Annotated in this window: 11 protein-coding genes; 10 read left to right on the forward strand and 1 reads right to left on the reverse strand. The window is 23.7% G+C overall.

All coding sequences use genetic code 11. The features are described from left to right. Window positions 1-24 precede the first annotated feature (24 nt). The 8 genes from AC1B00_RS01175 to AC1B00_RS01210 all read left to right on the forward strand — a co-directional run bounded on the left by AC1B00_RS01175 (window position 25) and on the right by AC1B00_RS01210 (window position 10,482). The gene (locus tag AC1B00_RS01175) at window positions 25-2,517 is read left to right on the forward strand and encodes a bifunctional glycosyltransferase/CDP-glycerol:glycerophosphate glycerophosphotransferase (RefSeq protein ID WP_488847728.1); all 2,493 of its coding nucleotides are present in this window, start codon (window positions 25-27) and stop codon (window positions 2,515-2,517) included. A 9-nt stretch (window positions 2,518-2,526) separates the two neighbouring features. After that, window positions 2,527-4,047, forward strand: coding sequence for an amino acid adenylation domain-containing protein (locus AC1B00_RS01180; RefSeq protein ID WP_488847730.1), 1,521 nt, complete (start codon window positions 2,527-2,529; stop codon window positions 4,045-4,047). Between the two features lie 9 nt (window positions 4,048-4,056). After that, window positions 4,057-4,284 (forward strand): phosphopantetheine-binding protein, encoded by a 228-nt coding sequence (locus AC1B00_RS01185; protein ID WP_488847731.1) that lies wholly within the window; start codon window positions 4,057-4,059, stop codon window positions 4,282-4,284. Then, window positions 4,281-7,019 (forward strand): hypothetical protein, encoded by a 2,739-nt coding sequence (locus tag AC1B00_RS01190; protein ID WP_488847732.1) that lies wholly within the window; start codon window positions 4,281-4,283, stop codon window positions 7,017-7,019. The genes AC1B00_RS01185 and AC1B00_RS01190 overlap by 4 nt, the downstream gene beginning before the upstream one ends. Beyond that, on the forward strand, window positions 7,016-7,444 hold the full coding sequence (locus tag AC1B00_RS01195) for an HAD family hydrolase (protein ID WP_488847734.1): 429 nt from the start codon (window positions 7,016-7,018) through the stop codon (window positions 7,442-7,444). The genes AC1B00_RS01190 and AC1B00_RS01195 overlap by 4 nt, the downstream gene beginning before the upstream one ends. Next, window positions 7,445-9,007, forward strand: a complete 1,563-nt coding sequence (locus AC1B00_RS01200; RefSeq protein ID WP_488847735.1) for a capsular biosynthesis protein — start codon at window positions 7,445-7,447, stop codon at window positions 9,005-9,007. After that, entirely contained in the window at window positions 9,004-9,732 is a 729-nt protein-coding gene (locus AC1B00_RS01205) for a glycosyltransferase family 2 protein (protein WP_488847736.1), read from the forward strand. Before AC1B00_RS01200 ends, AC1B00_RS01205 begins: the two co-directional genes overlap by 4 nt. Before the next feature lie 564 nt (window positions 9,733-10,296). Next, complete coding sequence (locus AC1B00_RS01210; RefSeq protein ID WP_488847737.1) at window positions 10,297-10,482, forward strand: hypothetical protein; 186 nt, start codon at window positions 10,297-10,299, stop codon at window positions 10,480-10,482. A 57-nt stretch (window positions 10,483-10,539) separates the two neighbouring features. Here AC1B00_RS01210 and AC1B00_RS01215 read toward each other — a convergent pair whose 3' ends face one another. Continuing rightward, window positions 10,540-13,008, reverse strand: a complete 2,469-nt coding sequence (locus AC1B00_RS01215; RefSeq protein ID WP_488847738.1) for a CDP-glycerol:glycerophosphate glycerophosphotransferase — start codon at window positions 13,006-13,008, stop codon at window positions 10,540-10,542. A 38-nt stretch (window positions 13,009-13,046) separates the two neighbouring features. On the opposite strand from AC1B00_RS01215, the gene AC1B00_RS01220 reads away from it, so the two are divergent. Both AC1B00_RS01220 and AC1B00_RS01225 read left to right on the forward strand, forming a co-directional pair. Beyond that, window positions 13,047-14,072 carry a hypothetical protein gene (locus AC1B00_RS01220; RefSeq protein WP_488847739.1) on the forward strand — a complete coding sequence of 342 codons (1,026 nt, stop codon included), beginning with the start codon at window positions 13,047-13,049 and terminating at the stop codon, window positions 14,070-14,072. Then, window positions 14,069-15,475: a phosphomannomutase/phosphoglucomutase gene (locus AC1B00_RS01225; RefSeq protein WP_488847741.1), complete on the forward strand. Its 1,407-nt coding sequence runs from the start codon at window positions 14,069-14,071 to the stop codon at window positions 15,473-15,475. Before AC1B00_RS01220 ends, AC1B00_RS01225 begins: the two co-directional genes overlap by 4 nt. Window positions 15,476-15,544 lie beyond the last annotated feature (69 nt).

The following is a 15,544-nucleotide window of genomic DNA, read 5'->3' on the forward strand; positions in this document are numbered from 1 at the left end:
TTTTCAAATAAAAAAAGGTAAGTTATGTTATTATTTAGAAAAGTAAAAAAATTATTCAGAGATCCAGAGTTATTTTTTCACGACTACAACATAAAAAAAAGAGCTAAAGAAAGTTTAAGAGCCAATATTAAACACAAAAATTATACCCACTACTCAACCTACACAATAGTCTCAGCTGTTTATAATGTAGAAAAATATTTAGATGATTTTTTTACTTCAATGATAAATCAAAGCATAGGATTTGAAAAAAGCATATTTTTAATAATGGTAGATGATGGTTCGACTGATAATTCTGCTAATATTATTAAAAGGTATCAAGAGTTATATCCTGAAAATATAATGTTGCTTCACAAAGAAAACGGTGGACAAGCGAGTGCAAGAAATCTTGGACTTAAATACACTAAAACTCCTTGGGTAACTTTTACTGATCCAGATGATTTTTTAGATAAAGATTATTTTAAAAATATAGACATAGAAGTATCTAAAAATGAAAATCTTGCAATGCTAAGTGCAAACATAATCTTTTATCACGAAAAAGATAATTTTTATAAAGATAATCATCCACTAAACTACAAATACAAAAACAAAAAAGCTATTAAGATTAAAGATTTAGGTAGGAATATTCAGCTTTCAGCTGCAACTGCTTTAATAAAAACTGAATTAATTAAAGATTTTAGATTTGATGAAGATTTAAAACCTTGTTTTGAAGATGCGAAATTTATAAATGAATATTTATTAGATAATTTAAATAAAGATGCTATTTTTATAGAAAACGCTAGATATTTTTATAGAAAAAGAGCTGATGAGAGTTCTACGCTTGATAAAGGAATCAATAATGAATACTTTTTAAATGTTACAAAAAATGGAACATTAAAAGTTATTAAAAAAAATAACAATACATTTATACAAAATATTTGTTTATATCATCATATTTGGCAAATCAGAATTATATTAAATAATCCTAAGGCTATATTAAAACTAAACAAAGATGAAATAAAAACTTACAAACAAACTTTAAATGAACTTTTTAAACATATTGATGTTACAACAATTGAAAAATTTAATATTGCTGGATGTGATTTTTATCATAAAATAGGTATGTTAAATTGCTTTAAAAAAGAAGATTCAAATTTCAATATTTGTTATATTAAAAAAATATGCAATTATAAAAATGAAATTTTACTTAATTTTTTCACCAGAAATAAAGATTGGAATTTAAAAATAGAGTTTGACAACAGTAATTATGAAATTATTAGTAAAAAAACTATAGAACATAAATTCATAGATGAAGTATTTATATATGAAAACTATGTATGGATTAGATATTCATTTTTAGCAAATAATTTTAAACTTTATTTAGATGACAAAGAAATAATGATTGGATATGGAAATTATGTTTATGATTTAAATAAAATTTCTTCAAACAATTCTAATATTTGGGTATTTATAGATTCTGATTTGAGAGCTGATGATAATGCAGAACATTTATATAGATATGTTATGAAAAATCATCCTAATAAAAAAATATGCTTTGTGCTAAGTAAAACTTCAAAAGATTGGCAAAGATTAGAAAAAGAAGGATTTAATCTTATTGAATTTAAATCTAACATATATTATCAAATTACAAAACAAGCAGAGTTTATAATATCATCACATGCTGATGGATATTTTTTAAATGACTTTGATTTGTTTTCAAAAACTAAATTTGTATTTTTACAACATGGAATTACAAAGGATGATTTATCTAAATGGTTAAATGTTAAAAATTTAGATTTATTTATAACTTCAACTAAGGCAGAATATGAATCCATCATTAATGGAAATTATAAATTCTCTGACAAAGAAACAAAACTAACTGGATTTGCAAGGCATGATAATTTAATTAACATATCAAAAGATACAAAAGTAGAAAACACAATAATTCTAATGCCTACTTGGAGAAATTATTTAGTCAGCGGTAATGCAAATACTTCTAAAAGAAATAAAAATAATGAATTTTTAAATTCGAATTACTTTAAAATTTATAAAAGTCTCTTGATAAATAAAAAATTAGAACAACTTTTAAAAGCTAACAGTTATCAAATTAAAATATTTTTACACCATGCTATGGATATTTATAAAGATAAGTTTAATGAATTTAAAAATTCACAAATTGAACTTTTTAGCCTTAGTGATATTTCTTTGCAAAACGAATTGGTAAAAGCAAAATTATTAATCACTGATTACTCTTCAATAGCATTTGAGATGGCTTTAATCAATAAACCTGTAATTTACTATCAATTTGATAAAGATGAATTTTTTGCAAACCATACATATACAAAAGGATATTTTGATTATGAAAGAGATGGATTCGGAGCAGTTGTTGAGACAGAAAGTAATTTAATAAATGAGTTAGAAAAATTATTTAAATCAGATTTTAAAATTGAGAAAAAATACCAAGAAAGAATTGATAATACTTTCACATTTAAAGATACCAAAAACTGTGAAAGAATTTATCAAGAAATTATGAAATTATAAGGAATTAAAATGACAAATAATATCGTGGATTTTTTAAAAAAATCAAGTAAAAAATTTCCAAATAAAACAGCAATAATAGAGCCTTTTACTACTTGTTTAGCTTTAAATGGAGAAAATAAAATCACTTATAGTAAACTAAATGAGTATACAGATAAACTAGCTAGTAAAATCATTGAGGTAATTGGTGCTTCAAATAAACAAGTTCCAATTTTGATAATTCTTCCAAAAGGAATTGATTGTTTAATATCTTTTTTTGCAGTCGCTAAGAGTGGTAATTTTTATACTCTATTAGGAGAAGATCAACCAATAGAAAGAATAGAAAAAGTTGTAAACATTTTAAAACCTAAGATTTTAGTTACTTCTAGCAAATTTTCATTAGAAATTAATATACCAAGAATTAATATTGATGATATTAGTAGTTTTAATGTTAACCTCATAGCATTAAATAATAAATATGCCAATCATATTGAAAATAATTTATTATATGTATTTTTTACTTCAGGTTCAACTGGTATTCCAAAAGGCGTAAGTATAAGTCATAAAAGTGTTATAAATTTTTCACTATGGGTACAAGAGCATTTTAATATAACTGAAAATGACTCTTGGGCTAATCAAGGTCAACTACATTTTGATCTTACAATAGCTGATGTGTACACTAGCTTAGCTAGTGGTTCTACATTACATCTTTTACCAAATAGCATGTTTGCTTTCCCTAAAAAAATATTAGATTATTTAGAAAAAGAAAAGATAACTACAATTTTATGGGTACCATCAATTTTTGTCTATTTTGCAAATACTGGAGCTATTAATAACTATAAATTAGAAAATATGAGAAATGCTATGTTTTGTGGTGAAGTTATGCCTGTAAAACAATTAAATATTTGGATGGATAATTTAAAAAATACTAATTTTATAAATCTATATGGACCAACTGAAGCAACTTGTGCTTGTACATATTATCATGTAGATAAAATACACGATAATAACGAAATTTTACCAATCGGCAAACCTTGTTTTAATACTGAATTATTAGTATTTGATGAAAATTTATCTATTATTGAAAATAATATGATTGGTAAACGTGGTGAATTATATCTAAAGGGAAGTTGTCTTAGTTTAGGTTATTACAATGATAATTTAAAAACTAAAGAAAATTTTATACAAAATCCACTACATAATAATTTTAATGATATTGTATATAAAACTGGAGATATTGTTGCTTATGATGAGAATGGAGATTTGCTTTGCTTTGGAAGAGTAGATAGTCAAATCAAATATAAAGGCTATAGGATAGAATTAGGAGAGATTGAAAGTGCTATAAATTCACATAAAGATATTAAAAATGTTGCTTGTATATTTAAAGATGAAATTATATGTTTTTATGAAAGCGACATAAATATTGATTTAAAACTTTGGTTAAAAGATAAAATTTTGAGTTACATGATACCTACAAAAATAATAAGACTAGATGGTTTTAAACTAAATCAAAATGGCAAAATTGATAGAAAATATTTAAAAGAAAATTATTAAGGAGAAACAATGAAAGAACAAATTATAAAAATTTTAAGAGAAGATATGGAATTAAATATATCAGGTAATGAAAATGATTTAATTAACAATAAGGTCTTAGACTCACTAGCTATTATGAATTTAATTGGTAATCTTGAAGAAAAGTTTGATATTGAAATTGATTTTGGAGACATAATAGAAGAAAATCTAAACAGTATAGATAATATAGAAAAACTCATAACTAGGTTAAAGTCATGAATATAACTTGTTTTGGAACATGTGATATGATATGGACTGGTCCTTTCATTAAAGGACTAAAAGATTCAGGCAATAACATTTTAACACTAGCACATTCTAATACAAGCATGGGGTCTAACATCTATCACCTTATTAAGTATAAAGATAAAATTATAAAATCAGATCTTATTGTCGTAGGAATTTCAGAAGAAAGTAGTAGGATAGAAATTAGAGAAAGCCATGAAAAATTAAGTTTATATTTTTATAACGAATTAGTAAAAATTAATAAAAAAGTTTTAGTTATTATATGGCACTATGTAAATATGTATACGCAAGATGGTGTTATATATGATTATTCTAAAACGCAAGAAAATTTATGTAAACACTTTGGGTTTAACTATATTAATCTATTTAACTATTTTAAAGATAAAGATATATTTGATTTTTATAATAATCAAATAGACAAACATCATCCAATACATGATACCATATATCTATTCGCAAAGGATGTATCAAAAAACATAGATAAGTTTAATTATCCTATAAAATCTATTGAAAATTATAATATTGATTTTGAAGTAGTAGATAATAATAATTTGCAGCATGAAAACACGTTGAAAGTGAGAAATCACCTACAAAATCAAAATATCATAAAATTAAAAGACACTCAAATAACTTTTCCATCAAGCATATATGGTAATTATTTAGTAAGTATTCATGCATGGAATAGAGCAATAGGGATGGATAATTCAAGTTATGGTTTAATAAAAATAACAACATCAAACACTGCTACAAACCTAACCCTATGGGGATGGGAACATATAGTAGACTTATATCTTAGCGAATATAGAATCGATGAAAACTTTAATATAAAAACAATAAAAAATTTTGATAGCCCTAAAGAATTTAGATGTATAAATGTAAATAGATTTAGTGAAAAAGTTGGAATAATAGGCTTTTTAATCAGTACCAAACCTATAAAATTGATTAAAAAAATTGAATTACAAAAGAACTCTGATTTTAACTTTAATTATATTGGTGATATTTTCATACAATTACAAAATGTAGTTAATGATTATTACAAAAGAATAAAACAAGATATAGCATATCTTGACCAGCTTAAAAATGAAATTGTGCAAGAGAAAAAAAATTGGAATTATAAAGATGTAAAAGAAAAATATAAAAAAATTATTAAATTAAATAGCAAGTATATTTTCACTTATCTTGACTTCTTATATAACATCGGTGATTATCAAGAAATGATAAATATTATTACTGAATTAAAAGTATTTGAAAATGAAGAATTTTATAAATCATATCAAGACTATAACAAAATGTGGGCAGTTTTAAATTTAGTTAAATTTTATTACTTAATTAACTTGGAAGATTTATCTTCAAATGATAACGAAAGAAAACTATATGCAAGCTATAAATTCCTAGATGCAAAACATTTGAACAATATATTAAAAGATAAAAATTTTTACAAAGACCATTGGAGCTTTGCTTTTGCAATTAATGCAATTTTTAATAGACTTATAGAAAACAATAAACTGGATATAGAAATTGCCAATAATATTATTCAATATTTAAACAAATATAACATTACTAAAGATAGGAAAAAATATATTATTAAAACGATGGTTGACTATTTTATCTTAGAAGATAAAAATTTTTTTAAGTTTAATTATAATTTAATTTTTTTAATTAATTGTCTAAAAGATGATGAATTGGGTGGGCAAGAATTACAAAAACTAATATATAGTTTAATCAAATTACATGGTTTGAGCAGTGCAAGCATATTTCAAGAAAATTTAAACAATATAAAAATAGCAGTCTGTATGAGCGGTCCTTTAAGGGGCGATTTTAATCAATCTTTTGGTTTTTTAAAACAAAATATACTAGAGCCATTAAAAGCAGATTTATTCATCCATACTTGGGAAGATACAAGATTATATACAGGATTTAGAGGTGGAAATATATGGAATTCACTTTTTGGAAATTATATTTCCACAAAAGCACTTGGAGAAATAAGAAATAAAGAGTTACTAGAAAAACTTTTACCAAATACATTTAAGGTTTTATCTACAGAAATTACCGTTAAAACAAAATATGATTTTTTTAATAACATCAATCCAACAGGTATATTAATAGATAACGAAAAAGATTTTGAAAACAGATTTAAAGACTATCCACTTTTAAAATATTCTAGAACACAAAATTTAAATATCAGTAAAATGTTTTATGGCATTCAAAAATCACTTGAATTAATGCTGCAACATGAGATAAAATATAATCTAAAATATGACTTTATTATAAGACTAAGGCCAGATGTGCCTATTTTAGAGCAAATAACATTAGAAAAAATACAAAAAATTAAAAATAGTCAAATTCAAGTTGCTTTCACAGAATTTGGAATGGATGATGTAGCCTTTATTGGTAGAAGATTAGATATGATAAAAATAATGCAATATTTCCAATATATAGATAGCTCAAAGAAACTAGATGCTTTCAATATAGGTGAGGACTCTCCACACGATACATTGATTAGTTATCTAATTTATAATGGTTTAGAAAATATTGATTATGGAATAATTAAAAGCTCTGATATATCTTTCTGTACCAAATCTGCAAGACCTGATTTTGATAAAGCATTGCAAGAAGATTTAAAAAATATTCAAGATGAAAATTTAAAACAAAAGATTATTGATTTTTTTGAAGAAATTAAAAAACAAACTAATGTGGTAAAAGTTCAATGAAAACTTTAATAGTAGATTTAGATGGAACTATAACAGTTGATACAGAATGTGAGTACGAAAAGAAACCAGCCAATAAAGAAATGATTAAAAAACTTTTAGAATATAAAAAAATAGGTTTTAAAATAGTTATCAACACAAGTAGGAATATGAAAACTTATCAAGGAAATATAGGCAAAATAAATGTCAATACATTACCAAAAATAATAGAATGGCTAAATAAACACAATATTCCTTATGATGAAATAATTGTTGGAAAGCCTTGGTGTGGAGAAGATGGATTTTATGTAGATGATAAAGCCATAAGACCTAGCGAATTTATATCTAAAAGTTATGATGAAATAAAAAAATTACTAGACATAGAAACTTTAAATAAATATGTAAACATTTCAAACGATGCTGATATTGATGGGGGGAGGGAGGTATAAATGATTATCATAACCTCTGCTCGTTATGTAAATCCGGAACTAGAAACAGAGTTTGGGAAAGTACCGCCATCGTTTTTGCCAATAGGTGGAAAGAAACTATATGAATATCAATCTTCATTGTTTAAAAACATAAATGACAAAATTATGCTAACCATACCAAAAAGTTATAAGCTTAATAAATATGATAGCTTAAAACTAAAAGAACTTAAGATAAATACTATAAGACTAGATGAAAACTTAATATTAGGGCAATCATTATCTCAAGCAATTTGTTTAAATTTAACTAATACAAATTTAAATAAAGGTTTAAAAATTTTACACGGCGATACATTTTTTAAAGATTTAAACTTTTTAGATAATAGCATAGGAATATCAAGAAGCAATGATAATTATAATTGGACTTATCTACTTAAAAATAAAAAACCTATATTTAATGTAAAAAATAATCAAGAATTGAATGATAAAGATATACTAAACGGTTTTTTTGAAATTCAAAACATAAATTATTTTTTAAAATGTTTAATTAAATGCGATTATGATTTTAAGCAAACACTATCAAATTATTCAAAAAAATATAATTTTAGACTAAATACAAATCAAACCTGGCTTGATTGTGGTATTGCTACGAATTATTTCAATGCTAAGAAAACTATAACCACAGAAAGAGCATTTAACTCATTAAAAATAATAAACGGTTATGTATGTAAAAGTTCTTCTATGAACAATAGAATAAAAGCAGAACAAAATTGGTTTGGCTCTTTACCAAAGGAATTGTCTTTATATATACCTCATTTTTATTTAGAAGACAATAAATACTATACCGAATATCTTTATTTAAACACATTATCAGAACTTTATGTTTTTGGAAAAATCAATATAATTACTTGGGAAAGAATATTTTTAAGCTTAAAAAATTTTCTAAATACTTTACATAGCAATAAAACAAATGAAATTATTAATTATGATTACAAGTTAAAAACACAACAAAGATTACAAAAGTTCTCTACAGAAACTAATTTTAATCTTAATAAAAACATTATTTTTAATCAAAAAATAAATATTAGCATAAATGAAATTATAAAAGATATTAATAGTAATTTTATAGAAAAAAAACAAAATAGTTTTATTCACGGAGACTTTTGCTTTAGCAATATTTTATATGATTTTAAATCGGCCTCTATAAAAACTATTGATCCTAGAGGTATGGATTTTGAAAACAACATAACACCATACGGAAATAGTTCGTATGATTATGCCAAGTTATTTCATTCAATTATTGGGCTATATGATTTTATAATAGCAAAACACTATGAATTAAAATTTAAAAACACAATTGATGATTATATAATTGATTTTAAATTATATATTGATAATAGTATCAATGAAACACAAAATAAATTTTTAGAAATTTTTCAAAATAGTTTTAATATAAAAGAAATTTATATTATAACAATCCATCTCTTTTTATCAATGCTTCCACTTCATAGTGATAATTTAACAAAACAATATGCCTTACTTGCAAACGCAGTAAGATTATATATAGAATTTAAGGAATTACCATGACAATAATATTTCCAATGGCAGGACTTAGTAGTAGATTTTTTAAAGTAGGATATAAAATACCAAAATATATGCTTCCTATAAATAACAATACTTTATTTTATGAAGTGATTAATGGTTTTAATAAATATTTTGATGATTGTAATTTTTTATTTATTTGCAAAAAAGATTATAGCACTAAAGATTTTATAACTAGAGAATGTGAAAAGTTAAATTTAAAAACTTATACAATTATTGAGCTTGATTTTAATACTTTAGGACAAGCACATACTGTATATTTAGGTTTAGAAAAAGCTAAAGTAAAAGATGAAATTTTAATTTTTAATATAGACACAATAAGACCTAATTTTCAATTACCAAATGAGGAATTTTTAACTAATTGTGATGGCTATTTAGAAGTTTTTGAAGCAGATGGAGATAATTGGTCGTTTATTCTGCCTAGCACTAACAACTTAGTTTTAAAAACAACAGAAAAAGAACGCATATCATCTTTATGTAGTAGTGGACTTTATTATTTTAAACAATCGAAAGATTTTATAAAAATTTTTCAAACAATATTAGAAAAAAATGAAACTTCAAAAAATGAATATTACATAGCACCTATGTATAATTATCTTATACAAGATAAAAAAACAATCAAGTACTACCAAATAAAACAAAATGAAATTATTCCTTGTGGGACACCCGATGAATACGAAAACATATTAGAAAGGAAACAGCATGATTAAAAAAATAATTTTGAATCATAAAATTTTATAATTGTTTAATGAGTATAATATCTATTTTAACGCAAGTGGCTTAGTGCTAATCAAAGAAGAAGATGTGATTTATTAATATGATGAAAATAACCTGTAGTCGAAGGGGTATTTAGAACAAAATATTTCATTTAATTCAGGCTATAACATATATATTATGAGTTATCGTTCTTGTAGTAATTCCAAAATACCATTTAAAAATAATCATAGCTTAAAATTGGGTGATATTGTTCTTTGGCATCAAACATACAAATTCACACCTTTAGTCATCACATTGATACTATAACAGCCTCTACTGTAGTTAAGATAGAAATTTTATAATTTTTAGAAATATAGCAATTTCTAGCATTTTAGAGTATGATAAAATATCTTTTGTAAGCTCTCCATTGCAAGATAAAAAATATAAAGATATAGTAATATGCAACGATGTTTACATTGGAGAAAGTGTTGTTTTATACCAGGTATCACAATTGGCACTGGAAGTGCAATATCAGCCAATTCCGTTGTTACCAAAGATATACCTTGTTGTGAAATATGGTGAGAAAATCCAGTAAAATTTATAAAAAAAGATTTAATGATAAAATCATAAATAGATTATTAAACTCTAGTTGGTGGGATTACAATATTTATGGTATATTTGGTAAATACCTAGATAAACAATTTGTTAATAGTCTAGATATATTGAAAGAAAATATTCAAAAATACAAAAAAACTAGAACATAATAAATTATATTTTTGATGAACTTATTAATAGTTATAATTAATTTTATTTAATAATACTTATAACTTAAATAACTCTATTTTATTTTTACAAACAATACCAAAACCATGCTTATGATAATCAAAATAGCCTTTATCATAAGTGTGGTTATATTGCTCTTCTTCAATAAACTGAAAATATATAACCTTCTTTTTAAGTAATGCAAAATCAAATGCTATTGATGAATAATCTGTGATTAAAATACTAGCTTTGCACAAATATTCTTGAATATCAATATCTTGCATATTTATAACTTCTATGTAGGATGATAATTTAAAATCATCTAAATATTCAAGCATTGCAAAATGAGGCATAAAAACTACCTTATATCCACTATTTTTACATATATTTTTTAGCTCTTTACTAGTTAAAAGCTCTTTATAATTTTTATAATATAAACTATCGTAAAAATTATCATTTTTCTTTCTTTTATATGTTTTTTTATCAATTTTATCTGCTAGATATTCTCTCCAAGTAGGAAAAATTAAAATCATTTTTTCTTGTTTAATCACTCTACTTTTTTCTATAAGTTTTTCAAACCTAGGTATACCAGTTAATATCACTTCTTTTGAGCTTAATTTATAATTAGAATAATCACTTACAATAGAATTATATTCATAAATTGAGCTTGTAACCATAAGCGAGATATCCTTAGAATTAAGCCAATTTGATATATTATCTTTAGTTACTCCGTGCTGTAAAAATATAAAATGTTTATTAAATAAAGTATATTTTCCAAGTCCTTTTAGCAAATAAGTATCAGTATGAGAACTTATAATTTTACTAGCTCTAAAAAGTGTAAATTTAAACCAAAATCCAGAACTAGATACTACATTAAAACCTTTATTTTTAAGTCTTGCAAAGTCATTTGAATTTTTATCTATGATAAAAACTATTTTTTGCTTAGGATAATTATTTTTAACATATTCATAAAAATATTCTGCGTTATCATTTGCCTTATATTTTCTATCGGCAAAAAGCCATAATTCATTAACTTTGCAAAACAATCTTTGTTTAATGCTTTTATAAATGTTTTCATTGATATTTAAGGTTGTATCACCATTTAAAAATTTATAAAATTCAAAACCTTTATTTGTAATATTTGTATAATTAAATCTTTTATAAAAGAGCTGTTTTATTTTATAAAAACTCTTATCTTTTATTATAAGTCTTTTACCATTTAAAAAAACTTCAATATTTTTGATTTTAAAATCATTTTTAATATAAATTATTTTTTTATAAACAAATACATCTTTAAAAAAATCAATTTGTTGAATTTTTATAAAATCAACTTTGCATTCTTTATTGTTAATAAAAATTTTAAAATTATTACTATCTTTTATATAACAATAGCTTAAAACCAAGTATTCGTTAGTATATTTTTCCAGTTCACATTCGCAAATATCAATTTGCAAATCTTTAAATTTATTTAAAATACCGATTTTTAAAAAACCGCTTAAAATTGAATTATTTAAATTATTTTCATCAATAAAAGAAAAAATCTTTTTAAATATGCTTATAAATTCAACATATTCTTTTAATTTAATTACTTTTAAAGGCTTTAATACAACATCTTTTACCATCCAATAAATATCGTAAATAATAGTTTGTTGTATAAAATCAGGAATATATCCTAGTTTATTTTGTGTGTGTTCTAGTAAAGCTAAATATCCACTAGATGTCACATTTAAAAAATACCTTTTATCTTTTAGTTTTTTATCAAGCGTAGAACTCTCATCGGCTCTTTTTCTATAAAAATATCTAGCATTTTCTATAAAAATAGCATCTTTATTTAAATTATCTAATAAATATTCATTTATAAATTTCGCATCTTCAAAACAAGGTTTTAAATCTTCATCAAATTTATAGTTTTTAGCAAGTTTTGTTTGTATTACAGCTGAGTGGGTTGCAAGTTGAATATTCCTAGCCAAATCCTTAATCTTAATAGCTTTTTTATTTTTATATTTATAATTTAGTGGATGATTATCTTTATAAAAATTATCTTTTTCGTGATAAAAAATTATATTTGCACTTAGCATTGCAAGATTTTCATTTTTAGATACTTCTATGTCTATATTTTTAAAATAATCTTTATCTAAAAAATCATCTGGGTCACAAAAGGTTATCCAAGGAGTTTTAACTTGTTGTAGTCCAAGATTTCTAGCACTTGCTTGACCATCGTTCTCTTTATAAATATAAGTAATGTTATTTGGATATAGCTCTTGATATCTTTTAATAATACTAGCTGAATCATCAGTAGAACCATCATCTACCATTATTAGTTGGATTGCTTTTTCAAATCCTATTGTTTGATTGATTATTGAAGCAAAAAAATCATCTAAATATTTTTCTACATTATAAACAGCTGAAATTATTGTGTAGATTGAGTTGGGTTTATAAGGTAATTTTAAAATTTGCTTTTTAGATAATTTAATCTTTAAATCGTAAAAAACTTCATTTAAATGTGTAATTTTATATTTATATGTCATAATAAACCTTGTTTAATTTTCAATATTTTAGGATAAGAATGCAAATTAGTATAATATCAACAGTATGTTATAAAAACAAAAACCATTTTATATACAAAAGAGCCTTAGAATTAATTGAATATTTTAAAAATACAAATTACGAATTTATAATTACTGATGCAAGCAAAAACAAAATACTTACAAATAATTATCCAAATATAAAAATTATACAAAGCAAATACCAAAACCCATTTTCTCCAGCACGAGCAAGAAATGAAGCTATAAAACAAACAAAATTTGATTTTATAATGTTTTATGATATAGATATGACAAATAATGATGAGTTTTTTACTAGACTTGAATGTAAAATACAAAAAGAATTTGAAACAGGAATTTCAAACTTCATTTTATTACCATTTTTATACTTAAGTAAAAAAGGAACCGTTAAATTTGAAAAAAATAAAAATTTAAACATACTAAAAGAAAGCTATCTAAAAGGCTCTAGAGAATTAGTAGAAAACATTTCGCTTAACAGTTCAGCTATGATTATAAAAAAATCATATTTAGAAAAAATAGGCTTATTTAATGAAGGATTTGAAGGGCACGGTGGAGAAGATTACGAGTTAATTCATAGATTAATTGTAAATAATCCTCATTCAAAAAAACCAGATGATTATTACACTAATGAAACTTCCGATGTAATTGCAAATCTTAAAGGGTTTAGAAAATATATGGCATATTATACTTTGCCGTTATTCTTTGAAGAATTATTTTTGGTACATAGATGGCATGATAGACCATTATTTAATAATTTTTATTTTAAAAAATCAAATAATCAAGATTTACTAGTAAGCAAAATGAAAGAATATGATAGTAAAAACAAAAATATTTGGAAAGCTGAAAAAGAATTTCATTTTGATAGCTATCTAAAAAATTTATGTAAAAAATATAATGTTCAAAATAGCATAGGTTTATATGTTTATGATAAAAATAATAAAAAGTCAAATTTTAAATCAAAATTAAGAAAATTAATTAATAGGCCAAGAGAGTTTTTTAAAGATATTAAAATAAGGAAATGCAAATGAAACACATATTTAGAGAATACGATATTCGTGGGATATTTGGAACTGAGATTAGTCCTAGTTTTACTAAAGCTTTAGGCTTTGCAATAGGTAAAATTATGCTTAATAAAAACGCAAAAAGCGTAAGTGTTGGTTATGATGCAAGACTTAGTAATAAAGTCTTAAATAACGCTCTAATTTATGGACTAAATCGTGCAGGTATTAAGGTTTATTCTTTAAGGCTTGTTCCTACTCCGCTTGGATATTTTAGCAATTATGCTTGTGATATTGATGCAAATATTATGATAACAGCATCACATAATCCTAAAGAATACAATGGTTTTAAAATTACAATTAATAAAGAAAGTTTTTTTGCAACTGAACTTGCAAATATTTATGATGAAGTAGCACTCTGCTTAAAAGATTTTGATGATAAGATTGAAGATATTGAATATGAAGAATTAGATATAAAAACAAAATATATTGAGTTTTTACAAAAAGAATTCGCTCATCTTAAAAACGCTAATTTAAATCTAGCAATCGATACTGCTAGTGGTGCAGCTTGTGAAGTAGTAGCAAATATTTTAGATGCCCTAAATATCAAATACGCTCATTATTTTAGTGAATTTGATGGTGAATTTAGAGCACATGAACCAGATCCAACGCATGAAGAAAATCTATTTGCTATTAAAAATGAGCTTAATTTTAGTAGTTTTTCACATCATTGCCCTACTCCACTTTATAAAAATGGCTATGTTAAAAATACCGCTACACTAGGCTTTGGCTTTGATGGGGATGCTGATAGAGTTGTTTGTGTTCTAAAGGATAAGATTATCAAAGGTGATGAGCTTTGTTATCTTTTTGCAAACGATATAAAAAATCCTAAAATCCTTTGCGAAGTAAAATGCTCTAAAATAATTTTTGATAAAATAAATGAGCTTGGCACTTGCACAATGTGTAAAACTGGTCATTCAAATATCAAAAAAGTTATAAAAGAGCAAAATATTGACCTAGCAGCTGAACTTAGCGGACATGTATTCTTTAATGATAAATATTACGGATACGATGATGCAATTTATTCTATGCTAAGAATTATTGAACTTTATTTAAAAAATCCTGATTTTATAGGAGTTTTAAATAAATTACCTAAAAGTTATTCAAGTGATGAGATAAAAATAAAAGTAAAAGAAGAAGATAAATTTAACATAATAAATACTTATAAAGAAAAAATAAAATCTCTTAATCTAAATGCTAAGCTTATTGAAATAGATGGAGTAAGATTGGAATTTGAAAACGGATTTTCATTACTTCGTGCAAGCAACACAAGTCCTTATTTAGTAGCTAGATTCGAAAGCATTAGCGAAGAAAAATTAAAAGAAATTAATGATTTTACATATAAACTTTTAAATGAAATTATTAAGAATTAATTACTAAATAAGTTTAAGTAAATATAATCTTAAATTTTAAAATACCCTTTAAAGGGTATTAATATATTA

The organism is Campylobacter sp. DY7, assembly GCF_057802535.1.

Excerpts from the sequence above, each read along its gene's own strand:
- AC1B00_RS01205 (WP_488847736.1), top strand. The coding sequence starts at position 9,004 with ATGACAATAATATTTCCAATGGCAGGACTTAGTAGTAGATTTTTTAAA.
- AC1B00_RS01215 (WP_488847738.1), bottom strand. The coding sequence starts at position 13,008 with ATGACATATAAATATAAAATTACACATTTAAATGAAGTTTTTTACGAT.
- AC1B00_RS01200 (WP_488847735.1), top strand. The coding sequence starts at position 7,445 with ATGATTATCATAACCTCTGCTCGTTATGTAAATCCGGAACTAGAAACA.
- AC1B00_RS01195 (WP_488847734.1), top strand. The coding sequence starts at position 7,016 with ATGAAAACTTTAATAGTAGATTTAGATGGAACTATAACAGTTGATACA.
- AC1B00_RS01220 (WP_488847739.1), top strand. The coding sequence starts at position 13,047 with ATGCAAATTAGTATAATATCAACAGTATGTTATAAAAACAAAAACCAT.
- AC1B00_RS01185 (WP_488847731.1), top strand. The coding sequence starts at position 4,057 with ATGAAAGAACAAATTATAAAAATTTTAAGAGAAGATATGGAATTAAAT.
- AC1B00_RS01180 (WP_488847730.1), top strand. The coding sequence starts at position 2,527 with ATGACAAATAATATCGTGGATTTTTTAAAAAAATCAAGTAAAAAATTT.
- AC1B00_RS01190 (WP_488847732.1), top strand. The coding sequence starts at position 4,281 with ATGAATATAACTTGTTTTGGAACATGTGATATGATATGGACTGGTCCT.
- AC1B00_RS01225 (WP_488847741.1), top strand. The coding sequence starts at position 14,069 with ATGAAACACATATTTAGAGAATACGATATTCGTGGGATATTTGGAACT.
- AC1B00_RS01175 (WP_488847728.1), top strand. The coding sequence starts at position 25 with ATGTTATTATTTAGAAAAGTAAAAAAATTATTCAGAGATCCAGAGTTA.